Source organism: Microcoleus sp. N3A4, assembly GCF_036701805.1.
Taxonomy (GTDB): domain Bacteria; phylum Cyanobacteriota; class Cyanobacteriia; order Cyanobacteriales; family Microcoleaceae; genus Microcoleus.
Genome location: NZ_JAUBRJ010000015.1, coordinates 24576 through 48736 on the forward strand (window position 1 = coordinate 24576; position 24161 = coordinate 48736).

General features: G+C 44.0%; 19 protein-coding genes and 1 pseudogene. 10 read left to right on the plus strand and 10 right to left on the minus strand.

Annotated elements, in window-relative coordinates:
• Positions 1–340: 340 nt before the first annotated feature.
• Entirely contained in the window at positions 341–775 is a 435-nt protein-coding gene (locus tag QUA56_RS11170; RefSeq protein WP_333357154.1) for a hypothetical protein, read from the minus strand.
• Positions 768–995: a hypothetical protein gene (locus tag QUA56_RS11175; RefSeq protein WP_333357157.1), complete on the minus strand. Its 228-nt coding sequence runs from the start codon at positions 993–995 to the stop codon at positions 768–770. The genes QUA56_RS11170 and QUA56_RS11175 overlap by 8 nt, the downstream gene beginning before the upstream one ends.
• Before the next feature lie 219 nt (positions 996–1214).
• On the opposite strand from QUA56_RS11175, the gene QUA56_RS11180 reads away from it, so the two are divergent.
• The 4 genes from QUA56_RS11180 to QUA56_RS11195 all read left to right on the plus strand — a co-directional run bounded on the left by QUA56_RS11180 (position 1215) and on the right by QUA56_RS11195 (position 9697).
• Positions 1215–1685 (plus strand): tetratricopeptide repeat protein, encoded by a 471-nt coding sequence (locus QUA56_RS11180; protein ID WP_333357160.1) that lies wholly within the window; start codon positions 1215–1217, stop codon positions 1683–1685.
• A gap of 78 nt (positions 1686–1763) precedes the next feature.
• On the plus strand, positions 1764–4214 hold the full coding sequence (locus tag QUA56_RS11185; protein ID WP_333357163.1) for a glycosyltransferase: 2451 nt from the start codon (positions 1764–1766) through the stop codon (positions 4212–4214).
• Positions 4215–4345: 131 nt separating this feature from the next.
• The gene (locus QUA56_RS11190; RefSeq protein WP_333357166.1) at positions 4346–5962 is read left to right on the plus strand and encodes a glycosyltransferase family 2 protein; all 1617 of its coding nucleotides are present in this window, start codon (positions 4346–4348) and stop codon (positions 5960–5962) included.
• A gap of 42 nt (positions 5963–6004) precedes the next feature.
• Positions 6005–9697 (plus strand): tetratricopeptide repeat protein, encoded by a 3693-nt coding sequence (locus QUA56_RS11195; protein WP_333357168.1) that lies wholly within the window; start codon positions 6005–6007, stop codon positions 9695–9697.
• Between the two features lie 138 nt (positions 9698–9835).
• On the opposite strand, the gene QUA56_RS11200 is transcribed toward QUA56_RS11195, so the two are convergent.
• From QUA56_RS11200 to QUA56_RS11215, 4 genes are all read right to left on the minus strand, one after another.
• Positions 9836–12067, minus strand: a complete 2232-nt coding sequence (locus QUA56_RS11200; RefSeq protein WP_333357170.1) for an O-linked N-acetylglucosamine transferase family protein — start codon at positions 12065–12067, stop codon at positions 9836–9838.
• A 103-nt stretch (positions 12068–12170) separates the two neighbouring features.
• Positions 12171–12686, minus strand: coding sequence for a type IV pilin-like G/H family protein (locus tag QUA56_RS11205; protein WP_333357173.1), 516 nt, complete (start codon positions 12684–12686; stop codon positions 12171–12173).
• A 113-nt stretch (positions 12687–12799) separates the two neighbouring features.
• On the minus strand, positions 12800–14119 hold the full coding sequence (locus QUA56_RS11210) for a methyltransferase domain-containing protein (RefSeq protein ID WP_333357176.1): 1320 nt from the start codon (positions 14117–14119) through the stop codon (positions 12800–12802).
• A 207-nt stretch (positions 14120–14326) separates the two neighbouring features.
• Entirely contained in the window at positions 14327–14914 is a 588-nt protein-coding gene (locus QUA56_RS11215) for a Uma2 family endonuclease (RefSeq protein WP_333357179.1), read from the minus strand.
• A 141-nt stretch (positions 14915–15055) separates the two neighbouring features.
• On the opposite strand from QUA56_RS11215, the gene QUA56_RS11220 reads away from it, so the two are divergent.
• The 3 genes from QUA56_RS11220 to QUA56_RS11230 all read left to right on the plus strand — a co-directional run bounded on the left by QUA56_RS11220 (position 15056) and on the right by QUA56_RS11230 (position 17319).
• On the plus strand, positions 15056–15241 hold the full coding sequence (locus QUA56_RS11220) for a hypothetical protein (protein WP_333357182.1): 186 nt from the start codon (positions 15056–15058) through the stop codon (positions 15239–15241).
• A gap of 108 nt (positions 15242–15349) precedes the next feature.
• The gene (locus QUA56_RS11225; RefSeq protein WP_333357186.1) at positions 15350–15967 is read left to right on the plus strand and encodes a Uma2 family endonuclease; all 618 of its coding nucleotides are present in this window, start codon (positions 15350–15352) and stop codon (positions 15965–15967) included.
• Positions 15968–16146: 179 nt separating this feature from the next.
• Entirely contained in the window at positions 16147–17319 is a 1173-nt protein-coding gene (locus QUA56_RS11230; RefSeq protein ID WP_333357187.1) for an AI-2E family transporter, read from the plus strand.
• A 97-nt stretch (positions 17320–17416) separates the two neighbouring features.
• Here the strand turns inward: QUA56_RS11230 and QUA56_RS11235 are convergent.
• Positions 17417–18172: pseudogene (locus tag QUA56_RS11235) on the minus strand (Uma2 family endonuclease).
• Positions 18173–18371: 199 nt separating this feature from the next.
• Between QUA56_RS11235 and QUA56_RS11240 the strand changes: the two are divergent.
• The gene (locus QUA56_RS11240; protein WP_333357190.1) at positions 18372–19547 is read left to right on the plus strand and encodes a homocysteine biosynthesis protein; all 1176 of its coding nucleotides are present in this window, start codon (positions 18372–18374) and stop codon (positions 19545–19547) included.
• Positions 19548–19799: 252 nt separating this feature from the next.
• Here the strand turns inward: QUA56_RS11240 and QUA56_RS11245 are convergent, their stop codons facing one another.
• Positions 19800–21044, minus strand: a complete 1245-nt coding sequence (locus tag QUA56_RS11245; RefSeq protein WP_333357193.1) for a hypothetical protein — start codon at positions 21042–21044, stop codon at positions 19800–19802.
• 585 nt (positions 21045–21629) lie between these two features.
• On the opposite strand from QUA56_RS11245, the gene QUA56_RS11250 reads away from it, so the two are divergent.
• Together QUA56_RS11250 and QUA56_RS11255 are read left to right on the plus strand one after the other, a co-directional pair.
• Entirely contained in the window at positions 21630–22538 is a 909-nt protein-coding gene (locus QUA56_RS11250; RefSeq protein ID WP_333357195.1) for a tetratricopeptide repeat protein, read from the plus strand.
• 134 nt (positions 22539–22672) lie between these two features.
• Positions 22673–23542 carry a Uma2 family endonuclease gene (locus QUA56_RS11255; protein WP_333357198.1) on the plus strand — a complete coding sequence of 290 codons (870 nt, stop codon included), beginning with the start codon at positions 22673–22675 and terminating at the stop codon, positions 23540–23542.
• Between the two features lie 37 nt (positions 23543–23579).
• Here the strand turns inward: QUA56_RS11255 and QUA56_RS11260 are convergent, their stop codons facing one another.
• Positions 23580–23861, minus strand: a complete 282-nt coding sequence (locus QUA56_RS11260; protein WP_333357201.1) for a type II toxin-antitoxin system mRNA interferase toxin, RelE/StbE family — start codon at positions 23859–23861, stop codon at positions 23580–23582.
• The gene (locus tag QUA56_RS11265; RefSeq protein ID WP_333357204.1) at positions 23858–24085 is read right to left on the minus strand and encodes a hypothetical protein; all 228 of its coding nucleotides are present in this window, start codon (positions 24083–24085) and stop codon (positions 23858–23860) included. The genes QUA56_RS11260 and QUA56_RS11265 overlap by 4 nt, the downstream gene beginning before the upstream one ends.
• Positions 24086–24161: the final 76 nt, after the last annotated feature.

Consider the following 24161-nt stretch of genomic DNA (forward strand, 5'->3'; position numbering starts at 1 on the left):
ATAGATATACAACTCACAGGAAGCACGACCATGACAGGCGCGTTATCGAGAGCAGTTTGGAGAATTGTCATAGTAATAGACCTCTTGCAAAAAAAATCTATGTTACAATTAAAGGTTTTGAATTTTAGGCCTGAGAGCTAACTCATAATTGTAAAGTGCTGATATAACCTGCAATCTACTCCACTTAAGCCAAACCCTTAATTATAGCATAAAATTATTTTGCAAGAGGTCTAATATCAATTCCGGTTGCACCGGAATGATATAGAGGACACGGCAGTGCCGTGTCCCTACAATGAATCGGGGTAGGGACACGGCAGTGCCGTTTCCTCTACTGGAACTCCTAAACTTCAGTATATTCTTTGCCTTTTTGAGACTCTAACCAACGTTGATAAGCTTCCTTATCTCCTCTAAAGGAATCGACAGAAACTTGACGTTCTGGCATGGGTTTGAGGGGAGCGTCAATAGGGGAATATTGGCAATAGCAGATTACTACCATATCAAATTCACCGATCGGAATATCGGGAGTATAAGTCTCAACTCGCGCAACTTCCCAATCACCTGTGCGGTAATGAGTGCTGTAACCGTGCCTATCTGGATCGTGTTCTGCTTCTTGTCGAACAAACTCTGGAGGACGATAGCCAACTTCAGGAATTGGGCCGTCAGAAGAATCAAAGTGTTCTGCCAAAATGCGAGTCAATGATTGAGTGTGCTGTAGTTTTCTATCTTTCCACCCAGGAGTTCTCGGTTCGGCTCTGAAAATAATGTATTTATGCATCGTCGTCCTCCCTTTGTGTGTCGTAGAATGATTTAGGAAACTCTGTTTTGCCTCGGAAAACACAATCGACTTCTAGACCATTTATATCAGTCTCCTCAATGTCAATTAGTTTCCAACCATATTTTCTTTGCATCTCATAGCAACAAGCTTCGTCTGCCACTCCATGCCGAGACTTGTCTTCATCTGGATCGTAACGCAACCAGTTTGGATTATTTGGCATAATTGTATTGCTCCCTGTGTTGGGTTGACAACATTGGAGAAGTCGCCCGGACGAAGTATTTGCGGTACTGCGTCCGGGCGCGTCTTTGTAAAATTATAGGATAATTGTTACAAGCTCTGCCCGCTTGTGAACCAGACAATTGGTTGAATTTGCTTGACAAATATCGGTTGATGTGTAAGTAGTTTTAGCGAAAATTTTAAATTGGGAGGGGCGATCGTTTTGCGATCGAACTTGGGCAATCTAGAGATAGGTGCTTTGCGAGTACCGGGAAAACAGCGAGGCCAAGAGTTAGCAATGGAAAGTACACAAAAAAAATCTAGTGCTCGTCCGGTTCATCGGAGCGATCGAATTAAGCAGATTTTTGCGTTAGTATCAATGGTTTCGTTTGGTGGTTCTGCGATTTTTGGTATTTTCAGTCTGTTCAGCAGCGGTTTGAGCAGCCAGCACCAACAAAAGCCGGCGCCTGTGGCTGTTTCTCAGGAGTCTTTGCTGGCGGCGCAGGAACGGGGATATAAAACGGTTTTGCAGCGGGAACCTCAGAATCAGACGGCTCTGGAGGGGTTGGCAAATGTGCGGTTGCAGATGAATAATCAGGTGGGGGCGATCGAGCCTTTGGAGAAGTTGGTGAAGCTATATCCCGGGCGATCGGATTATAAGGAGCTTTTAGGACAAGCGAAGGGGAAGAAGTAGGAGGAGGGCGATCGATGAGGATGAGCGATCCAGTAAAGTTATTATCTAAATAGGCAAAACAAGAAAGGAGTTGAGATTGTGCCTGACAAAAGCCCATTAGTTAGCATTGGTATGCCATTGTACAATGAAGAACGCTACCTACGTCAGGCTTTAGATTCTTTGATATCACAAGATTATGCTAATTTTGAATTAATTATATCAGACAATGCGTCTGTAGATGGCACTTCCGATATCTGCCAAGAATATGTCGCCAAAGATCAGCGGGTTCATTACTACCGGAATGAAACTAATATTGGTGCGGCTGTCAATTTCAAAAGAGTCTTTGAATTAGCACATGGAGATTATTTTGTATGGGCTGCCGGTCACGATCTCTGGCATCCAACATTTTTGTCTCGCTGTTTAGAAATTTTGTCGCAAGATGAATCAATTTTACTGTGCTATCCACAAGCATTTTGGATCGACACAGACGGTCAACAATTAGGTTTAATTCCTGGCTCTATCGAAACTAGAGGTTTGGATAGGTTATCACGGTTTCAGGTGGTTTTATGGGGGATGGGATACTGTTATCCCGTGTATGGTGTTATCAAGTCGCAGGTATTAAAACAGGTTGATTTGGGGGTGGAAGTGATTGCCCCGGACAATCTTCTCCTAGCTGAATTATCTCTTTTTGGTTCCTTTGCTAACATCCATGAGCCGCTTCTCTATATGAGGAAAATGGATGATTATGGCAGTTGGCATAAGTATGTTGAAAAAATATTTACAAAGAGTTTATCAGATTTGTCAGGCTCTTCTTTGTACTGGCAGATGATTGGCGAATATTTAAAAGTTGTGAAAAAGCACATTAACTGTTCTTTCGAGAAAGATGCTGCCACTTTATCAACAGTTCTCTGCTTGCTGGAGAAGTATAGCTGGATTTTAAGGGGTCTGCAAAATTCAAAAGTTCAAGGGCTATCTTCTAACTCCGTTGCAGAGAAACTGATTAATCAGCTAGGATCAAAATTTCACAGCTTAGCAATGGATATAGAACAGCTATTTACAGATCAATATGACAAGATTGAAACCAGAAGTCCTAAAATTATAATTGATGCAATATTTTTCCAGATATATAAAACAGGCATTGCTCGTGTATGGAAATCTTTACTAGAAGAATGGATTAAAACAGATTTTGCCAAACATATTATTATCCTCGATCGCAGTGGCACAGCTCCGAAAATCTCAGGTTATCAGTATCGTCTAATTCCATCTTATCTATCTGGTTCTAGCAATGCTGCTGCCGATCGCGAAATGCTGGAGCAAATCTGCATCGAAGAAGAGGCAAGCTTATTCATTTCAACATATTATACAACTCCCATCTCAACTCCCTCTGTATTCATGGCTTATGACATGATCCCAGAAGTGATGAGATGGGATATCATGAATATCCCCGTTTGGCAAGATAAACATCATGCAATTAGACACGCTTGTAGTTATCTTGCAATTTCCGAGAACACAGCCAATGATTTAGTAAGATTTTTTCCGGAAATTTCTAGAGAGTCGATCGAGGTTGCTCATTGTGGATTTGAAACTATTTTCACTCAAGCCAATTCTCAAGAAACTGATGAATTTAAGAATAAGTACGGAATTGCCAAACCGTACTTTCTGGTGGTGGGTTTGAGAGACGGTTACAAAAACGTAATGTTATTTTTTAATGCTTTTTCTCAACTAGAAAATCAAGATAATTTTGTCATTGTCTGTGTAGGAGGCGAAGACAAATTAGAAGAGGGTTCGGCCGCTTATGTTTCGGAAACGAATGTCCACCTGTTACCGCGTATTGATGATGCAGAATTAAGACTGGCTTATTCTGGGGCTACGGCTTTAGTTTATCCGTCAAAATATGAGGGTTTTGGTTTGCCAATTGTGGAGGCAATGGCCTGCGGTTGTCCCATAATTACTTGTCCCAATGCTTCTATACCTGAAGTAGCGGGAGAGGCAGCTTTGTATGTTAAGGATGATGATGTTGAAGCAATGACGCTCGCACTTCGCGACATCCAAAATCCTGATGTGCGGGAATCGTTGATAGCTGCGGGTTTTGAGCAATCCACCAAATTTTCCTGGTCAGGAATGGCTAAAAAAGTTAGCTCAGTTTTGATTGAAGCGACGCTGCTACCTTTAAAGTTGAGGGAGACTAATTTCATTATTTTTCCAGATTGGAGTCAATCAGAAGCAGACATTGGCAGGGAATTAGAAAAGGTGATAACGACTATTCTGACTCATCCGGACAGCCAGCAGATAAGTTTACTAATAGATACCAGTAATCTTGATGAAAATTCCGAAATTGATGCTAATCTACTTGTATCTGGCGTTGTGATGAATCTTCTCATGCAAGAAGACTTAGAAATGACCGGCGAACCAGAAATTTCCCTAGTTGGCAAACTCGGCGAATTGCAGTGGCAAGCTTTGCTGCCTCGCATTCAAGATCGAATTTCCTTAGTCAAGGAGAATGAACAGGCGATCGGTCGTACACTTCTCTTGTCATCTAAATGTACTTGACTAATCTCATGTTTTATGTTGTGGGGTGGAAGTATTCTCAAATTTTCAATCGTGAAGGGTGATCGTTTTGCGCTCGAACTTGGGCAATCTAGAAAATGGGAAAGAATTATAGTATCTAGGAGATATAAGTAATGTATTCACAAAATTTATTTTCGGTAATTATCCCCACACGTCAGAGGCATGATACATTAAAACATTCCATTCAGAGTGTCATCAATCAAACTCATAAGGAGTTTGAACTTGTGGTTATGGACAACTTTAGCAGTCCGGAAACTGCTGAAGTTGTAGCTTCATTTAATGATGAGCGAATCAAGTATCATCGCGCACCTGAAAGACTCTCCATGTCTGACAATTGGGAACTAGGGTTATCTCACGCTACAGGAGAATACATTACTGTTCTCGGAGATGATGATGGTTTAATGCCAGATTGCCTGGAAATTTGTTTAAATCTTCTCAATACATATGACGTGCAGACAGTGGCTTGGTCTCGCGGTACTGTATATTGGTGGCCAAATGCAATTGTGCCCTGGCATAGAAATAAATTATACGTTCGGTTGCAGCAGGTAGCTTTCCAATTTCAAGCAAAACAAAAATTAAAGCAGTTCTATAACTTTGAAGTTTCTTATGATGAACTTCCAATGCTATACAATGCTTTTATTCATAGAAGCTTAATAGAAAAAATCAAATCGGTTTATGGTAAATATTTTATGTCATCTATTCCCGATGTGTATTCTGGTGTAATTAATGCTTATTATTTAGATAATTACTTATATTCTTTTCGGCCTCTTTCAGTGGCAGGTAATTCTGGACATAGTACGGGAACTTCATCGTGCTATCCCAGCCTGGGTGGAAAACCGTTTAAAGATTTTTTGACCGATGCCAAGAAAAATACTAAAAAACTGCTGCATGATAGTTTAGTACCATCAATCAACCCCTTAATGTGCGTGGCTGACGTGCAAGTTCGCACTAAAGAGTTATTTTTTCCGGTGGATGAAGAGATTAAATTTGATATTTTAAAGGTGGTCAGGAGTGCTGCTTCAAGTATCAATATGGATATTGGCCAGTACGAAACTTGTTTGCAAGAAATTGAAGAATTAGCCAAAAAGCATAAAATTCCTACTTCGGAGTTTAACATTTCCGAAAAACAGACGCATCGACCCCAACCATATCAAGGTCCCATCTCGGACGGAAATGGCTTAATAACTACTTGGTCGATTAATGGAGCTCAAGCAGGAATATCTAATGTGGCTCAAGCGGCGATGCTGGTATGGGGAATGTTACCGGATTTAAGTTTTTTTCAGGTTAATTATTTGTCTAAAGAGGAGGCAATTACTCTCTACCAAAACTTGAATTTAAAAGAAATTAATTTAATAGTATTTCCCGAATGGCATCAACCAGAACAATCCTTGAATGAGGAGTTTGCGCAGGCGATTAGAGCAATAGTCACTCACCCAGACAAAGATAAAATGACTCTACTGGTAGACAGCAGCCAGATTTCTGATGAGGATGCAAATCTCGCTTTGTCTAGTGTGGTGATGAACCTTTTAATGGAAGAGGACTTAGATGTCTCCGACGGGCCTAAAATTTCACTTTTTGGGCCGTTGAGCGAAATCGAGTGGCAAGCTCTGAGGCCTCGCCTACACGGTAGAATTGTGTTGGATCATGAAAATAAAGTGGCGCTCGCTCAGGCAAAAGCAGAAAACATTTCCGTATGTGAAATAAACAAGTTTAAGGATTTGGAACTTTAATCAAATTAGGCAAAAAGTCTCTACCTAACAAATTTTAAAAATATGGATTATCAAAGATTTTTCGAGCAACTCCCTAGCTTGTATGAAAACTGGGAACAAGGTGTAGCCTTTCCCAAGTCTGATCGGTTTCATAAAATCCAGAACCAAGTTACAGGTATGACAACAGCAAATGTGATGCAGTTGCTGAATTTTGCTGTGGAGTGCCTGGAACCTAATGAGGTTTACTGTGAGGTGGGATGCTTCCAAGGTGCAAGTTTAATTGCAGCCCTTCTGGATCATCCAGAAAAAATGGCTTATGCAGTAGATAACTTTTCTGAGTTTGATACTTTTGGAGATAGCTTTGAAAAATTGACTGAAAATTTATCAAGCTTCAATTTGTCAGAACAAGTTTTTATTTGTCCGCAAGAATTTGAAGAGTTTTTCTCCGAACTGGGTGGACTTGAGACTGAAGATAAAATTGGTTTTTATTTTTATGATGGAGCGCACGATTACCGATCGCATTTAATGGGATTACTTTTGGTAAGACCTTTCTTGGCTGAGCGAGCGATCATTCTGGTAAGCAATAGCAATTGGTCAGCTCCGCAACAAGCTAACTGGGATTTCCTAGCTGCTCATCCTCAATGCAAGTTGTTTTTAGATAAGACAGAGGGTAATGATAACTATAAACTTTGGAATGGCTTGCAGGTTTTTGCTTGGGATAAAACTAGCAAGGAGCCAAAACAATGGGAAACTGCTGAGGCACGGCGAAATAAATCATTTATTTTGTCTTTAAATAAACTGCAAGAAGAAGAGCGAAAAGAAACGATCGAGGCTCTTCATAATGAAGCAATCGAATTGCACTGTTCAGGAGCGATTATACCAACTAATAAAAGTAAAAATGAAAAAAAACAACATAATGAGGAATTTTTAGTGTGGGCAAATGACAATTTGATCGCCGCAGAAAAAAAGTATCAAGAAGTTTTGCGGTGGGAACCAGACAATGCAGATGCTTGGTTCCACTTGGGGACGCTTTGTTACATGAAAGAGCAATATCAAGATGCAATATTATTACTGCTAAAATCTATAGAGATTGATCCTTTGAAATCAATCAGGCATCACAATTTAGGTGTGGTGCTAGAGACAATTGGAGATCGTTCTCAAGCTATCAGAGCGTATCAAGAGGCGATCAAAATCGACCCTCAAAATGTCCAAGCTTATAATAATTGGGCTAATATACTTGCCGAAGCAGCCGAAATCGAGAAAGCTGAATCAGTTTATCGTCAGGCGATCGCAGCTAATTCAGGTCATTTCGGTGGGTATCTGAATTTGGGCAATCTTTTAATGTTACGCCAACGAACTGATGAGGCCATTACTGCCTACGAAACAGCCCTCAAGCTCAAACCCCGTGACCCTGATATCCTCAACAATCTAGGCTTAGCATTTCAAGCTAAAAATGATCTGGCTCAATCCTATTCTTACTTGGGGTATGCTTTTTATCGCCAAAGACAATATGACCAAGCCATTAGTTACTTTCAAAATTTTCTAGAAATTCAAACAGGCGATGTACCGTTTTATATGGCCTTGGCTGACTGCTATCAATTAACGAATCAAGAAGATGAAGCTCTGAAAGTCTACGAGGAGAGTACACGTTTATATCCAAAGGAAGGTAATCTTTATTTCTTTTGGATATTAGCCTTACAAAAAATTGGACGAATCCAGGAAGCGATCGCAGTTGCTAGCGAAGCCTCAAAACTTCTCCCCCATGCTTTATATTTGAAGCGAGAAGCAGAACTTCTCCTACCTGTTATTTATGAAAATTCAGAAGAAATTGAATTTTATCGGCAACGATTTGCTCAGGGTTTACAGAATTTAAGCCAGCAAATTTCCTTGGAAACACCTGAAGCGAAACAGAATGCCTTACACGGGATTAGTTACTCTCAAAACTTCTTCCTTCAATATCAAGGTAAGAACGACTTAGATATTCAAAAACAATATGGGCTGATAGTTCACCGAATCATGGCTGCTAACTATCCACAGTGGGTATTGCCTCGTTTCATGCCTCCCCTCAAACCTAAAGAGAAAATTCGCATTGGTTATGTCTCTGATGGGTTGCGCGGAAACGGGGTAGGAAAGCTTCTTGTGGGGTGGTTGCGTAACTGCGATCGCCAGCTATTTGAAATATATTGCTATCATATTAATTCTGAAGAGGATGCCTTAACACAAAAATTCATAGTTTATAGTGATTTTTTCCATCATATTGCAGACGATCTAGAAGCAGTTTGCAAACAAATTATATCCGATAACTTGCACATCCTCGTTTTTGTAGAAGTTGGGATGCGCCCGCAGATGATAAAAATGGCAGCCCTGCAGCTTGCATCAGTCCAATGTGCCACATGGTTACATCCAGTGACTTCTGGTCTGAAAACGATAGACTACTTTTTATCTAGCGAGGCAATGGAGCCAGAAAATGCTGAACAGCATTACTCTGAACAATTAATTCCCCTGCCTAACTTGGGAATTTACTACACTAAGCCAATCATTCCTGAACTCACCAAAAGAAGAGCTGATTTTCAACTTCGCGATGACACAATTGTGTATTTATCCTGTCAATCTCTCTCTAAATATTTACCCCAGCATGACTACATTTTCCCAGAAATTGCTCGAAGAATACCCCAGTCTCAGTTCGTCTTTGTCACCAACCAAAAACTCTCACTCTCAATAACTGACAAGTTTCAGCAACGACTTAAACAGGCTTTTTCTAAGTATGACTTGAAGAGCGAAGATTATTGCGTCATATTACCGTGGCAAAGTCTGATGAGTTACTGGCAACTCAATCTGCTTTCGGATATTTTTCTAGATACCTTCAGTTGGTCTGGAGGAGTTACCACCCTGGAAGCAATCGCCTGTAACTTGCCTATTGTCACCTGTCCAGGGGAATTGATGCGTAGTCGCCAATCTTATGGGATGCTCAAAATACTGGGTCTAATAGATACGATTGCCAAGAATGAGGCAGAGTACATAGACATAGCTGTAAAATTAGGATTAGATGCGGAATGGCGACGGACTCTCTCGCAGCAGATGAGCGATCGCCATGCTAATCTCTATGAAGATGTAACCTGTGTCAAAGCACTTGAGCAGTTTTACCTACAGGTTGTACAAGAAAAACTAGCGACTGATAAAACAATAACACTGATATCAGAAACATCGAGGAAAAAAGTTCTCCATGTAGGCTGTGGGCCTTATTCTTTCTCAGGCTTGCATGAGACTTTTAGAACCGATGAATGGCAAGAAGTACGACTGGATATTGACCCAAATGTAAAGCCGGATATTATTAGCTCAATTACAGATATGAGTTCTGTGCCAAGTCACTCCTTTGATGCAATCTGGTCATCCCATAATATTGAGCATATCTATCATCATGAAGTACCGATCGCTTTAGCTGAATTTTACCGGGTATTGAAGCCAGGTGGATTTGTCTTAATCACATTGCCCGATATTCAGAAAGTAGCAGAGTATGTAGCTCTGGGAAACTTAGAGCAGCCTCTCTACACTTCTCCCTCTGGTTCTATTTCCGCTATTGATATTCTCTACGGTTTCGGCGCAGACATTGCCAAAGGTAAATACTACATGGCGCACCGCACTGGTTTTACACAACAAAGCCTCGCTCTCAAAATACAGCAAGCTGGTTTCCATCCAGTTGAAGTCCGCAGAGAAGAACTCAATCTTTGGGCCACAGCCTATAAGCCAGTTGATTGAAAAAATCCTTCACTATTGAGCCAATAGTTCTAGATAAAACATTCTTCTCAATATCCATATATAGCCTTTCTCATAAATATGAGGTACGAACAGGAGTACCCAAAAGCTTGGTATTACGGCATCTTGGCATACCTCGTGTCATCGAGAAAGGCTATATATCTGCCACATTTGCTCGTAAGCTTTTTCCATCTCTCGCGTAAATTGTTTGCCATTCCACAGTGGCGCAGTTTGTCGTGACTGCCGCAATTTCCAAGATATTTGCTGCCGCAAAACGGCATCTTTTCCTAAACGAATTCCCCATTCTACATACTCTTCATCAGTCCAAGCAATCCCTTCCGAAATACCTGCATTCATCATCATCGTGTAGCTGTTGCGAGCGGCAAACTGCTCCCCCACACGGGTTACTATCGGAACACCCATCCACAGTGTTTCCATAGTTGTTGTAGCTCCGTTGTAGGGGTAAGTATCGAGTACCACATCTGCAATACCCAAATTAGCTCGATGTTCTTCCTCCGATCCTGCCAACGGTAAAAATCGTAGCCTTTCGCCCTCTACCCCCTCGGATTCTGCAATTTTGATAAAAAACTTTTTAATTGATTCTTGATCGGCCAAACCTTTAATTAAAAAGTAACTATTAGGTACAGCTTTAATAATTTGCATTTGCAGTCGTGCTGTATCAGGGTGATACTTATATCCCCTCTGAGCACTAAGATAAATCACAGCATCACTGGCGATATCCAAACTATCGCGCCGTAAAGTTGGCACACCAACCTCAAAACCATCGACTGCTATGTAAGTTTGAGGCAAACGCCAGATTTTTTCCGTATAGTAGTCCTGAGCTGATTCTGGTAAAACGTAAGGATCGGCAATATAGTAATCAATAGTTGGCACGCTCGACGCATCCCAACCCAGCCAAGTCACCTGAATTGGTGCTGGTTTAATAGCCATAGTTTCACAAGTATTAGTCAGCGTCATACTATCGAGATCGACTAAAATATCAATTTCATCTTCGGAAATTTTCTCAGCAACTTCGTGACTATCTAATCCTAATTTATAAGCTTTATCAACTTTGCTAATGTACCAATCTTCTAACTTGTCGCGGTTCATTTCAGACCCAAGCAGGTAAGCATTTACTTCAAAACGAGATGGATCGCGGTACTCAAACACCCACCGGGCTAACCAGCCCACAGAATGACTGCGCAGGCAATGAGAGATATATCCAATCTTCAAGCGTTTACTAGGAGGCTCGATCTTGAGAAGGGGCGATCGCCGCTGGCGACATTTCTCAACTTTCTCCTTTGCATAATTTTCAACATTTAATAGAGCAAGCTGAGCTACTTGACTGCGAAGTTTTATATTTTCCTGTGGGAGATCCCTAAAGTATGGGAAAAAAAACACAGAAATAAATAAACGAGAAGTAGCTGTCTGAATCAGGGATGTCGGTTGCTCTTCTATTAAAGATGCTAACAGGGATTTCTGTGTTTCTAAGACTAAACAAAATTCATCCCAATAACCGCCAGCACTCATCAAACTACGCATAATCAAGAAATTAGCATAAACTTTATTTGCTAAGCCTTCCGTAACTGAATAGCACAATTTAGCATTTTCTATTCCTTTAGAATGCTGGCTAATATCTTGATAAAAACAAGACAAACTACCCAGTAATTCAGAATTGAGAGGCTCCACACGCAAGGCTAATTCAGTAAATCTTGCTGCTAACTCAACTTGCTTTGCCAAGTAGGAAATCTTATAAACAAACGGGATCAAAAGTGCCAAAAAATGTTGGGGGTCTTTGACGTAGCTTGTACAGGCATCTGTCAACTCAAAGGATGATGGATCAAAAGGAGCGCGATCTAAAACATTCTTCAACACTTGCATCAATAGCTCAAAGTCTACCAAGTTCGCTTGTTCTGACTTTAGTAGCTCAATGACCCCTAGATCTGCCACTTCCTCTCCGGTATATGACTCAAACATGGTGGAAAGCCCGAGCAAGTGCAACAGGTTGTTGATGTCTGTAGGATTAATTTCCCTGATATGCTGCCGAATTGCCCAAGCCACCGCATAGTCACCCAGATCGCGCTGTCGATCCGCTTCTGTTTGCAGAACCTGTATGAGATCCTCAGTCCACCGATCTATTTCTTCAGGTTCTCCCTCCGCCACTCCCAACAGCCAAGTAGTCTGAGCTTCAACTTCTTGTCCCTGCAGCAGCAACATCAACCCTAACTGCCAGTAGTGGGACTTGATGCCAGGTTCGTCTTCAATTGCCTGTTCGTAAAGCTGTGCAGCCTGAACGTAGTCTCCTGTAAGCAGAAAATGATGAGTTTTTTCCTGCCAATCAGATCCTAGAGCCAATAAATCACTAGAAACCATAGACCAATATGTTCACAACAGTTGTTATATAAAAAATTAGAGCAGGTAGCACACAGAGTCCTACCCGCTCCCCTTAACAAGCCATACTTGTTACGTTCAACAATTACTTAACAACCTGTGTCATGCCGCCTGCACAACCGACTTCAGTCGCACCATAAGTAGCGGCAGTAGGAACACCAACACCAGTCGTCTCACAAAGTATGCTCTGCGTGGTTTTTGCCTCGCCTGCATCAACCAACCCGACTCCCCCTGCATATCCTTTGAGAGCCGCTGTATTAGTTGGGCCAGCCAAGGCGTCAGCCGTGGATGCGGTAGTTGCTACACTGTAGGTATAGTTAGTGGTTGCAGTTTTGAGACCGAGGCCCAAAACTGCAACGTTAGACCCAAACTTAGTATTCTCTGCGTAATAAGCCTGCTGACCCTTGTTCATTGAACTGATGTACTGCTTGCCTTCTGATTGCTTGGCCTTGTTTGCTTGGTTGAGGAAGGCGGGCAAAGCGATAGCAGAAAGAATACCGATGATGATGATAACAACCAGCAGTTCAATCAGCGTGAAACCTTGATCCTGTCTTCTTTTGTTGATGTGTTGCAGGAACTTGGCTTTAAATTCAGTCTTCATAATTTGTTTCTCCTTGAGGGGGTGGGATGCTCGTTTCTAACTCTTATATGTAACTTACCCAGTTTCCCCCGCTTTGCTATCATCCCGTCCAATTTTTTTTTGAGGTCTAGTGGCTAACACTCCAAAAGCAAGTACAGAAAGAGTTCCAGCCTAGTCAACAATTCCTTGACTTCATCAAAGGCTGTCTCCTGGACTGCGGGTTCTAGATTAACAGCCTGCTCGGATCTAATCTGTAGCCACTTCTCGACTAGCGACACCGCAGACTGTGGCCCATCCCACAGTGGCAGCAAGCAAGCTGCAATTGTACTATCGATCGCCACTGGCCCTAGAGTTGGCACAATAATATAACGGCTAATCTCAAACGGCGTCTGGCTGTCAATGCAATTACTCAAGTCTTCCCTCACCTGAGAAGTTCTCAGTTGCGGGTGCAGGTGTACCCGTGCTTCCCGCCATTGAGCTTGCGTCCATTCCGCAACGGGCACAAAAGCCTGAGTTCGATTTGGATTGCCGCACCAGAAATCAAACAAACGGTGCAGGGGATGCAACAAGTCAAATAAATGCAGTCGCTCTTCCACAGAAGCTTCTGGCAGACTCATCGCCAAAAACGGAGGCAAATCATCTGGATCTTTGAACAAATCCATCAACTCCCACCTGCGCCAAGCCACCATACTAATAAACTCTAAATCAGCACCTCTCAACATAGCAAACACTTCAGGAATGCTACAACCTTTATCACCCACCAATAAATAGTTAGACATAATCCATCCCTCATCCTGCGCGCGATCGGCATTCCACCCTGCCGCCTTGAGTCCTATTTCATCTCTCAAGGCTTCCATTGTTTCCCGGACTATTTCTATCTCCAATTCTCCCGGACTTCCATTCATTAATCCCATTGCTTTGAAAACAGCTTGAGCGCGAAATACTCCGGCTCTACCATTTGAACTGTGTAGGTTTGTGCGGATGATGCCATTGGTAGCCAGAACTGACTTCATCGCTTGCAACCCAGCAATAGCATCGGGCAAGAGATACAGAACTTCGTCAGCATTGATATAGTCAAACTGTAACCCTAAACTTGGTAACTCTTCTATCTTCAAAGCATAAAACTCTGCATTAGCAACCCCATGATACTGTAAACGTTGCTCAGCTAGTTTCACAGATTCTTCTGATAAATCGATGCCTACTATTTTTGCTCCGGGATTGGCTAAAGCTAAAACCAAGGATTTATAACCGGTGCCGCATCCCGCATCTAGGATAACTTTACCTTCTGTATTAATAACTCTTCTATTTCTGAAGTAGTAAGCAGTTACAAGATTATGAAGGTAGAGCAATTCACTGTTGTCTTTGGGAGATTGTTCCAGCGGGATTCTCGGAAAAGGAGTATTGTCAAATTGCTGGCGAATATTTTCTATTAACTCTAAATTTTGGTGATCCATTTTCAATTACGCTCAACGCTGGCAAATTATCCTAGTAAGCTGTTCCGCATCTAAATTGTATTTTTAGGGCGGGCGAGACGCCCACCCCACAAGACTTTTATTAAATTTGACTATACAATTTAAATGCACTTCAGCTTATCTCAAAAAATAGCCGATCGCCCGCCCGGCCGCAACACATACTTGCCATAATAGTCTGAAACGCCCGCCCTAAGCAGAAATCCCCCTCCTAAACTCCCTCATCGCTTCCACACTCGAAGCCATCAGCAAGCAGCGACACAGTAAATTAATATCTAAATCTGGCAAAACAACACTTGAAGAAATTTTTTCATAACCCTCAGAACCCAAGCGATACATGGCCAATACACCATCTTCCCAGAACCAGACTTCAGCAACTTCCAATACTCGATAGCGCTGCAATTTTTTGACAGTACCGCTAGTGAAGATAACTTCGATACATAAATCTGGGGGATAATTTGGGGTTATGCGTCGGCCAATAAAATAAGATTCATCAGCTTGTGCAGATACTACCCCTTCCTTTTCTTGGGTAAAGCTTCCCGTAGGGGCAAACTCAATTTCATTTTCGGCGCAGTAGATAGCCAGCAGCGTACAAATTGTCCGACTAAAAAATTCGTGTTCAGGGGAAACTGCCAAGATTTCTACCTCTCCTTTGTAATAAAACAACCTGATACCAGGGGAGTCAGAAAACCCCTGTTCAATTAGCTTGAACTGTTGCCAGCTAATCCCGGAGTGAATGAACCGTTGGTCTAGTGGCTGTAAAAGTGTCTGTGTCATCATGCGAACCTCAATCAAGTTCTGGGTTTAAAACAACATTCATCGCCTCTTTCCTGTTAAAAACTCTAAGGCGCGATCGCAGCCGCAACACAATACTTGCGATAATATTCTCAATGCCTAATTATACAACCCACTACCACGTCCATGAACACCAACATCAGCCCCATCCTCAAAGTATTCACCCTCTCCGCCGCCCTTTCCCTAGCCATCAAGTACGCAGGGCCTAGCTTATCGATCCCCTCTACCGACCTCAACGCCCTAATCGCCGTCTTTACCCCCAGTATCATCCTAGCTGCTATCCTCGGCTGGCGGGCATTGCAGCAGCAGTAGAGACGCAATCAAGAGTGCGATCGATCTACACTAGGTCTAAAGACTGTGTTTTTTGCAAAATCTTAATTCCCCGTACAGCTTATCAAAACCACACTTGAGGCACTCACCATGATTCAAATCATACCTGAATTAGTAACTTTCGATGAATTCATTGACTGGTATCCTGAAAATTCAGAACACCACTACGAATTGCACAATGGAGAAATTGTTGAGATGCCAAAAGCAACAGGCAAACATTCTAAACTGACAGGTTTTATTCTAGCAGATATCTACTTTGAAATCCGAAGGCTACAACTGCAGTATTTCATCCCCAAAGAATGCGTCATCAAACCCATGCGCGAGGAATCGGGATATGAACCAGATATTATTGTACTTAACGAACAAACCATTGCAAACGAGCCGCGATGGGAGAAATCATCAATTATCACAATGGGTTCATCAGTCCCTCTAATCGTCGAGGTAACTAGCACTAATTGGGGGGATGATTATGCCCTAAAGCTTGAGGCATATGAGTCAATGGGTATTCAAGAATATTGGATTATAGACTATCTAGGATTGGGCGGCAGACGGTTCATCGGCAACCCCAAGCAACCAACCTTTTCGGTTTACCAACTAATTGACGGGGAATACCAAGTCAAACTGTTCCGAGGGGACGAGTGTATTGAGTCCCCAAATTTCCCAGAATTGAAGCTGACAGCGCAGCAGGTGTTCGCAAAAGGGAATTGAGGTGGCTGCTTATGCTAATGTCCGAGTAGGGGTATCCGATTAAAGATGCGATCGCCCGCATCTAAGGTATCTTGTAGAGATGCGATTCATCGCTTCAGGGCTGCAGAGCAATTACCAAGCAGCAATTCCCAATACCCTATTCCTCAATCTAAAATCTAAAATCTAAAATCTAAAATCTAATGAAGCTAGGACAGTGGATGGGCTTATTAGCCCTCATCGCATCTTGTTACATCCTGTGGCAAATCAGGCAAGCCCTACTGCTGCTGTTTGCCGCCGTCGTCTTAGCCACAGCCTTAAACAGACTAGCACGCTACTTGCAGAAATTCGGACTCAAAAGATCGATCGCCGTATTGCTCTCAGTTAGTTTCCTAGTCCTCATCTTCGTAGGATTATTCCTAATCATTGTACCGCCCTTTGCCCAACAGTTTCAACAACTTACCCAAAGAGCCCCTCAAGTAATAGCAAAATTAAATGATTGGATCGATCAGATCGAAACGCGCTTTTCGGGACAAATAGATCAGCGACTGCCGAATCTTGATATTAACGATATTATCCAACAGCTACGACCCATATTCAACCAACTCGTCGGCGGTGCAGGAGCTTTTGTCGGCAACACTTTAGGTGTTATTCTAAGCTTTTTGCTAGTCATAGTTTTGACCTTGATGACATTAGCAGAACCTCTCTCTTACCGCAAAGCATTTATACAACTTTTTCCCTCTTTTTATCGGCGGCGAATCGATGGCATCTTAGATGAATGCGAAATAGCCCTCGGTCGATGGGTAATCGGTGCTTTAATTAGCATGAGCGTCATCACTTTTCTGAGTTTAATTGGTTTGTCAGTATTGCAGGTTCCCCTAGCTCTAGCTCACGCTGTTTTAGCCGGCTTGCTGAACCTAATACCCAATATCGGGCCTGGTTTGAGCGTCATTCCCCCAATGACGATCGCACTTTTAGACTCTCCGTTAAAATCCGGTTTTGTGCTGCTCCTCTACTTTCTAATTCAACAATTTGAAAGCAACCTCCTCACCCCCTACGTCATGGCGCAACAAGTATCGCTGCTGCCAGCAGTAACATTAATAGCTCAAGTATTCTTCGCCACCTTCTTTGGATTTTTAGGCTTATTGCTAGCCCTCCCCCTCACCGTTGTAGCTCAAGTTTGGATTAGGGAAGCCCTAATTAAAGATATTCTAAACCAGTGGAGTGCCAGTCCTAAAACCTTAGCAGCAATCGATTCTGCTATCCATAAAGAATATGAAGCTATAGAAGTCACCGAAAGCCCGCCAGAAAAGTTGCCAGAACACAAATCCGACATCCCACATAATGTAGAAAATGACGCTCCTGAAAATCAATAGTTAAGGTTTGTAAGGACTGAAGTCCTTGTTTATTCCCAGTTAGAGGACAGAAGTATTCACTACAAACCTAGGAAAATTGTGGTACGAATGCCCTCAACTAACTATCTTCAAGCCTCGCATTTTCTACTGTGTCTCTGCCGGCGCTAAAAATTTGTTGAACAGTCAAATTTAACTGCCCAAATGTGGGTGACAAAACCCGATCGCTCCCTCGAAACTGACTGACTTGATACTCGCCGTCAACCAAATGGTAAACGGAAAAAGTAGGCTGTTTCGGATTGCCAATATAGCGTCGGCCGCCAAGTCCCAAATAGTCTGCAATCCAGTATTCAGAAATGCCCAAAGCTTCGCAATCAACCAATTTGTAGCCGTAATCATCCCGCCAATTGGTACTGACAACTTCGACAATTAGCCGGACAGAACTACCCATTGTAATAATAGATTGCTTTTTCCATCTCGGTTCGCTGTCCGTCCCTTGCCTGTCCAAAACGATCGCATCCGGTTCGTAACCAGATAGCTCATACCATTTTAGATTTTAGATTTTAGATTTTAGATTAGCCATGAGTTACTGGATATGGGTTTGGAGCTTGCCTACAGTGACATTATTTTTTTGTGAAACTGGTATCAATCGGTGGCGACAACGCATTCCTTGGGAAGGAAGTAGCGAAGTTCTAGTCGTCTGATTTAAAAGTTGAGATCGGACGATTAGGAAGCCGGCTAGTTCTGAATGTTCTCCGGTGGCTTTCGGCATCTCAACAATAGTTCCATTGTGCAGTTCGTAACGGTTTTCAGAATTTTCAGGATACCAGTCAATAAATTCATCGAAGGTGAGTGGTTTTAATATCGCTTGAGTCATGGCGATCGCTCCTTATTTTATTTATAATATAATCCCGCTCTCTGTTATAACATTGTGCTGTGTTCTCAAACCCAGGTCGATCGCCAAAACTGCATTCGCTCGATCGACATTCCATCAATCCAAAATCAATCCAAAATCAAAATCAATCCAAAATCAATCAATTCTAAATCTAAAATCCAAAATCTAAAATCTAAAATATATGAGATCGATCGACGAAATCAACGATAAAATCAGCCAGGGCAAAGCCACAGTCTGGACAATCGAAGAACTCAAAACTAGAGTTCAAGAAACCAGCATTACCCAAGCCGCCAAAGAAGTCGATGTGATTACCACCGGCACCTTCGAGCCGATGGAATCCTCCGGCGCAATCATCAACCTCGGCCATACCGACCCGCCGATAAAAATCCGCCAGTGCTGGCTAGATGGGGTTTTAGCCTACTCCGGGTTTGGGGCAGTAGACCTGTACCTGGGAGCCACCCAAGTAGCCGAAGACGGCGAAGAATCCCGCGATCGGGGCGGCGGACACGTCATCGAAGACTTGATTGCCGGGAAACCCGTGCAGTTGCGAGCTTTGGGGCAAGTAACAGACTGCTACCCCCGCGCCTCCTTTGAAACCACGATTACCCGCGATACCATCAACCAGTTTTATTTATTCAATCCCCGCAACGCATATCAAAACTTTATTGTGGGAGTCAACGGGGGCGATCGCCCGCTGTTCACCTACCTCGGCCCCTTGCAACCAAACCTCGGCAACGCCGTCTACTCGAACCTTGGAGCCATGTCTCCCCTGCTCAACGACCCCGACCTCCAAATCATCGGCATCGGCACCCGCATCTTCCTAGGAGGCGCTCAAGGCTACATCACCTGGGAAGGAACCCAGCACTTCCCGCTGCAAAAACGCCAGCCCAACCGCACCCCCATCGGCCCGGCCGCCACCCTCGCACTAATCGGCGACGCCAAACAGATGAACTCGAAATGGGTGCGCGGCTGCTACTTCAAAAACTACGGCCCATCCCTGATGCTGGGAGTCGGCATCCCCTTTCCCGTCTTAAACGAAACAGTCGTCGCCCACTGTGCAGTATCCGACAAAAAAATAGTAGCGCCGGTGGTAGATTTCTCTATCCCCCGGCGCGTTCGTCCCACCTTCGGTTTAGTCAGCTATGCTCAATTAAAGACTGGCCGCATCCTGATAGAGGGCAAACCAGTACGGGCGGCCCCCCTTGCGAGTATGTTTCTCTCCCGGCAAGTAGCATTGGAATTGAAGCAGCAAATTGAAGCGGGTCAATTTACCCTCACGGCCCCAGTTGCTCCCCTACCCACCGACAGAGTATTTCTCCCGCAAGATTTGTGGGGCGCCCAAGTGAGGCTCGAATAAAGGATTTTAGATTGACCATTGGGCGGTTTTAGATTATTTGTGGACGCACAAGCTCTGAGAAACCGGGTTTCTTGTCGCTAGCGCGGGCCTGAAAGCTTAGGTTGTTGGTCAAGAAACCCGGTTTCTGCTTTTCGCGAGTGCGTCCAAGATTCTAGATTTTTGATTGAAGAATTCTGGTAAAAAACTGCACACATTGGAAACTCATGCACTCACCTAAAATCTCAAATCTCAAATCTAAAACCTAAAATTGGTTCATTCTTGGGTCGGCTTAGGCTTCTTAACCGGCTTAGGAAGAGGTTCCTTGGGGACAGGCGGTGCTGCTGCTGCGGACTTGATGGTAGGACGCCCTACAGGAGTACCATCACCGCTGGGCTTAGGAGTAAAGGGACGCTTCCCTCCTTTGAAGCCGCCGGGCTTCTTGCTGCCTGGGGGGAATTTCCGCTTTTTGATCGGCAGCGCGCCAATATTATTGGCCTGCTCAATCATCAGACTTTCAGCTTGCAATTTGACGTGGAAATCCCAAAAAAACCCGATCGCCTTTGTTGCTAAATCCCCCTTGAGTTTCAACTTAAAAAACTTCATCTTGTCGTCATTCTTGCGGGGAGCTTGCTTGATTTTGACGATGACATACTTTTCTTCGTCTTGCGATTGATAAATCACCTCGCCTCGAATCGAAAAATACCCATCTTCAACATCAGGTTCCGAGGGCGGCAAAGATGCGGTAGATGCTTCGTCGCCCTGCTCAATCTCCGCTGCTTCCTGATTTTCCTCATCAGAGGACGGTTCGGGAGGTTTCTTGAGCGTTTCCGGCTCCCAAACTCCCATAATCTGGGCGTGCAAGTTGCCGTCTTCTTGCCTGGTGCGGGGATAGACCACCCACAGGTGTTCTTGTTCCAGATCCAGGTGATTTTTGACTAAACTCATGACTCTACCCAGCAAAACTGCATCGATGGCAGTTCCGTCGGCAGCTATCAGCATACCCCGGGTGAATTGCTCTTCTGATTGGGTGTAGCGGCCCCGCACCAAACCAACAGCTCGGTACTGTCTGGGTTCGCTGGGGGGGGGAATCGGATGTTGGCGCATGACGGAGGGTATGTCCTCAGCGGCCTGACTTTCGCTAGCAGCAGTCTCGTCGGCGGTTCCGGGCGGTGCGACTGCGAGCGCTGGAGTAGCGCTGGCAGATTCCGAAGGCGCGGATGGCGCGGATGGTGCAGGAGGATTGCTGGGCGGGTCTTTTGGCTTTGTTTTGTCCTTGTCGAGGGCAGAACTGTAGCGGGGTCGTTGCAGCGTATCCTTGGACGCTGGGGCGTCTGTTGGAGTTGGCGATTGATTTTGATCGACAGGTGCAGCCAACGCCGAAGGCACCGGACTTTCGTCTGGTGTCTCAGGAATAGAATCTGTATCTTTAGGCGGATTGACGGCCAGTTCGCTTGGCTGAGCCTTGCGAGTTGAAGTAGATTTGGGCGATTTGGAAGACCGGTTGGGAGAGGGGTTCATAAAAACTCCTTGCAGCGGAGACACATCCCTTAAGGGAAATTAGGAATAAACTGAAGAAACTGCTTTAAAAACTACTAGCACCTGACTTGGGGCTGGCGCCCGGAGGTCTGGTTGTGACCCGGTAACGCCAACTTTTAAGGCTACGAGTGCCGACCGTCGGTTCGCTGGCTGCTAAAATCCTTGCGAGCAAGGACTTTGGGAGTTGCTGACCGATCGGTCCAGCGATCGCGCCCAGTTGGAGTTGCTGGCTAATAGCATTTAGGATATTCAGCTTGCCTATTTTACTTAATCCAATTACCTAACGGGCTGATCCGCCATATTTTCGGTAATTTTTAGCTTGACCAGACTAAATTGGACAGACACCGCAGTCCTTGGGGCTGCGGGTCTGAGTGTCCAAAATTGTTTAGCTAGCATGGAGTTGTGGGTCTGTTACCATATTAGCTGCAAGTAAAAGGCTGCTTTGTCAGTTGGGACTTTGAAGTTAAGAACTTTTACGGTTGCACGGATCTAGTTAAATGGCAGACGCCCCCGGGCGATGCCTTAATTCTTAGAAAATAGTAGATTTTAAGCTGGGATAGTTGAATTATGGAAAAAGCAAACAAGCGTCGTGGGTTGATTACTGTGGTGGTGGTGCTGTCGCTCATCGCTTTTTTGGGATTTTCTCTGGTTCCCATTTTGGACAGTATTCTCAAGGCCAGCCAAGCGCAAAGTCGATCGACTCCAACGCCTGTTCAGACGGCGCAGTCTGGGGATAAGCAATCAGAGTTGCTGCAAGCTCAGGCTAAGGGGTACGAATTGGTTTTGCAGCGGGAACCTGATAATGTAACGGCTCTGCGGGGACTTTTGCAGGTGCGGCTGGAGTTGATCGGACAAGGAGTGGGGAGCATTAAGGATGTGGTGTCTCCTTTGGAAAAGTTGGCTTCGCTGAATCCTGAAACTGCTGAATACGGGATTTTGCTGGCTCAGGCGAAGGAACGCACGGGCGATCGCGAAGGGGCTGCTCAAGCTTACAGGTCAATTTTAGCGTCTAAGCCTGGGGAAATTAAGGCTTTGCAGGGGTTGGTGAATTTGTTGCTAGTGCAGCAGCGGCCCGAAGCTGCGATCGGACTGCTGCAAGATACGCTGAAGGCGGCTCCGGCTGCAAATCAGGCGAAACCGGGAAGTGTTGATACAACTTCGGTGCAGTTGATTTTGGGGCAGGTTTATGCTGTGCAGAAGCGGTTTGAGGAGGCGATCGCGATTTACGACGAATCGGCTAAGAATAATCCAAAAGATTTTCGCCCGACTTTAGCAAAGGCGATCGTGCTGAAAGAACAGGGCAAAACAGATGAAGCAAAAACGCTGTTCGATCGAGCTACTGAGTTAGCTCCTCCTAACTATAAAGACCAAATTAATCAGTTAGCTAGCGGCACTCCTTCGCCTTCTCCTGCGGCTGCGACGACTCCCGAACCGGCTGCTTCTCCTAGTCCTGAAGGTGCGCTACCAAAACCTTAAGGAGTGTTTTAAGTACCTTCTAACTGTAAGGACACAGCAGTGCTGTGTCCCTACCCATCCACGTTCTTTAACCTAGATTTGAGATTACCAAACCAATTACTAATTACCAATTAGGTAAGACCTCGGAGGGAATTATGACTGCTAGCGTTAACCGCGTTGTTGTACCTCCTGCTTTTCCAGACCACACTCAATTACCAGAGTCAGATGGTACTTTTGTTAAAAATTTTCAGGAACATCCGCAGAGTTTAATTTTAACTGATTCGATCGGGCAAATTTTGCAGGAGCGGCATCCTGACGGACAATATGCGATCGGTCAAGACTGCGGCATTTACTGGCGAGAAACCGAGCCTCCGGAAAAAGGTGCAGAAGCTCCAGATTGGTTTTATGTTCCCAATGTACCTCCTAATTTAGACGGTCAAATTCGCCGTTCCTACGTGCTGTGGCGAGAACACATAGCACCATTAATTGCTTTGGAATTTGCGAGCGGGAACGGTGATGAAGAGCGCGATCGTACTCCTTTATCTCGCACTGATGAAGGGGTAATAACGAAACCGGGCAAGTTTTGGGTGTACGAACAGGTGATGCGAATTCCCTATTACGGCATCTACCAAGTTAATAATGGCAGATTAGAAGTTTATCGGTTGATTGACGGATATTATCAACTGTTAGAACTGAATCAGCGCGGTCATTTTCCAATTGCACCTTTAGGCGTAGAATTGGGACTTTGGCAAGGCAGTTATCAAAATCAAACCATGCTTTGGCTGCGCTGGTGGGACGAGGAAGGTAATTTGCTGTTGATTGGCGATGAAAGAGCAGAATTAGAGAGATTGCGAGGGGAGCAACAGCGGGAAAGAGCCGAGAGTGCAGAACAGTCACGACAAGCTGAATTTCACGCAAGAAGGGATGCAATTCCCCGGTTGTTGGGAATGGGTTTGAGTATCGAACAAGTGGCGCAGGCGTTAAGTTTATCTGTGGAGGAAGTGACGGAGAATACTGGAGAGTGAGATAGTGAGAGAGAATTGGGGAAAAGGGCGATCGCTCTTAATAGACTTCATCATGAGAACCCATTTTGAGCAATAAAATAGCTTCCTCCTCATCTTCTGGATCGGTCACAAACTCAAACAAAATCCGATAATAATAATCTATTGAACACGACCAGATACCCGATAAATCTCCTGTCAGTTTGTGAGTTCGCAAGCTGGGGTTAAAGCAGTCTTCAGACAAAAGTTCAAGCGTAGCTTCAATTAAAAGGCGAAGCTGAGGATTTTTACGAACTAACTTTTTGAAAGTACGAATAGATTTGGGAGTCCAACCAATTTTCATCCATCATCCAACACCGCCATAACATCGGCTACCGACCCAAATTTAACATTGCCCTCAGCATACTCTTGACGAACTTCTACCACTTCCTTGAGTAATTCATTTCGTCGCTGTTGTCGCAGACGATTCTGAAGAATATCTAGAAGCATGGCTTGATCTTCTAATGATAAAACTTCTACAGCTTCAAGAGCTTGCTGGAATTGAGATGTCTGTGTCGTTTTAATCATATTTTTTCTGCTACTTACGATCGCGATATTTTGTATTTATTTTAGCAAGACTTATCCTAATCTAGCATTTTTTAGT

Excerpts from the sequence above, each read along its gene's own strand:
- QUA56_RS11190 (WP_333357166.1), top strand. The coding sequence starts at position 4,346 with ATGTATTCACAAAATTTATTTTCGGTAATTATCCCCACACGTCAGAGG.
- QUA56_RS11245 (WP_333357193.1), bottom strand. The coding sequence starts at position 21,044 with ATGAACCCCTCTCCCAACCGGTCTTCCAAATCGCCCAAATCTACTTCA.
- QUA56_RS11175 (WP_333357157.1), bottom strand. The coding sequence starts at position 995 with ATGCCAAATAATCCAAACTGGTTGCGTTACGATCCAGATGAAGACAAG.
- QUA56_RS11265 (WP_333357204.1), bottom strand. The coding sequence starts at position 24,085 with ATGATTAAAACGACACAGACATCTCAATTCCAGCAAGCTCTTGAAGCT.
- QUA56_RS11205 (WP_333357173.1), bottom strand. The coding sequence starts at position 12,686 with ATGAAGACTGAATTTAAAGCCAAGTTCCTGCAACACATCAACAAAAGA.
- QUA56_RS11250 (WP_333357195.1), top strand. The coding sequence starts at position 21,630 with ATGGAAAAAGCAAACAAGCGTCGTGGGTTGATTACTGTGGTGGTGGTG.
- QUA56_RS11195 (WP_333357168.1), top strand. The coding sequence starts at position 6,005 with ATGGATTATCAAAGATTTTTCGAGCAACTCCCTAGCTTGTATGAAAAC.
- QUA56_RS11215 (WP_333357179.1), bottom strand. The coding sequence starts at position 14,914 with ATGATGACACAGACACTTTTACAGCCACTAGACCAACGGTTCATTCAC.
- QUA56_RS11200 (WP_333357170.1), bottom strand. The coding sequence starts at position 12,067 with ATGGTTTCTAGTGATTTATTGGCTCTAGGATCTGATTGGCAGGAAAAA.
- QUA56_RS11170 (WP_333357154.1), bottom strand. The coding sequence starts at position 775 with ATGCATAAATACATTATTTTCAGAGCCGAACCGAGAACTCCTGGGTGG.
- QUA56_RS11260 (WP_333357201.1), bottom strand. The coding sequence starts at position 23,861 with ATGAAAATTGGTTGGACTCCCAAATCTATTCGTACTTTCAAAAAGTTA.
- QUA56_RS11240 (WP_333357190.1), top strand. The coding sequence starts at position 18,372 with ATGAGATCGATCGACGAAATCAACGATAAAATCAGCCAGGGCAAAGCC.
- QUA56_RS11220 (WP_333357182.1), top strand. The coding sequence starts at position 15,056 with ATGAACACCAACATCAGCCCCATCCTCAAAGTATTCACCCTCTCCGCC.
- QUA56_RS11210 (WP_333357176.1), bottom strand. The coding sequence starts at position 14,119 with ATGGATCACCAAAATTTAGAGTTAATAGAAAATATTCGCCAGCAATTT.
- QUA56_RS11255 (WP_333357198.1), top strand. The coding sequence starts at position 22,673 with ATGACTGCTAGCGTTAACCGCGTTGTTGTACCTCCTGCTTTTCCAGAC.
- QUA56_RS11230 (WP_333357187.1), top strand. The coding sequence starts at position 16,147 with ATGAAGCTAGGACAGTGGATGGGCTTATTAGCCCTCATCGCATCTTGT.
- QUA56_RS11225 (WP_333357186.1), top strand. The coding sequence starts at position 15,350 with ATGATTCAAATCATACCTGAATTAGTAACTTTCGATGAATTCATTGAC.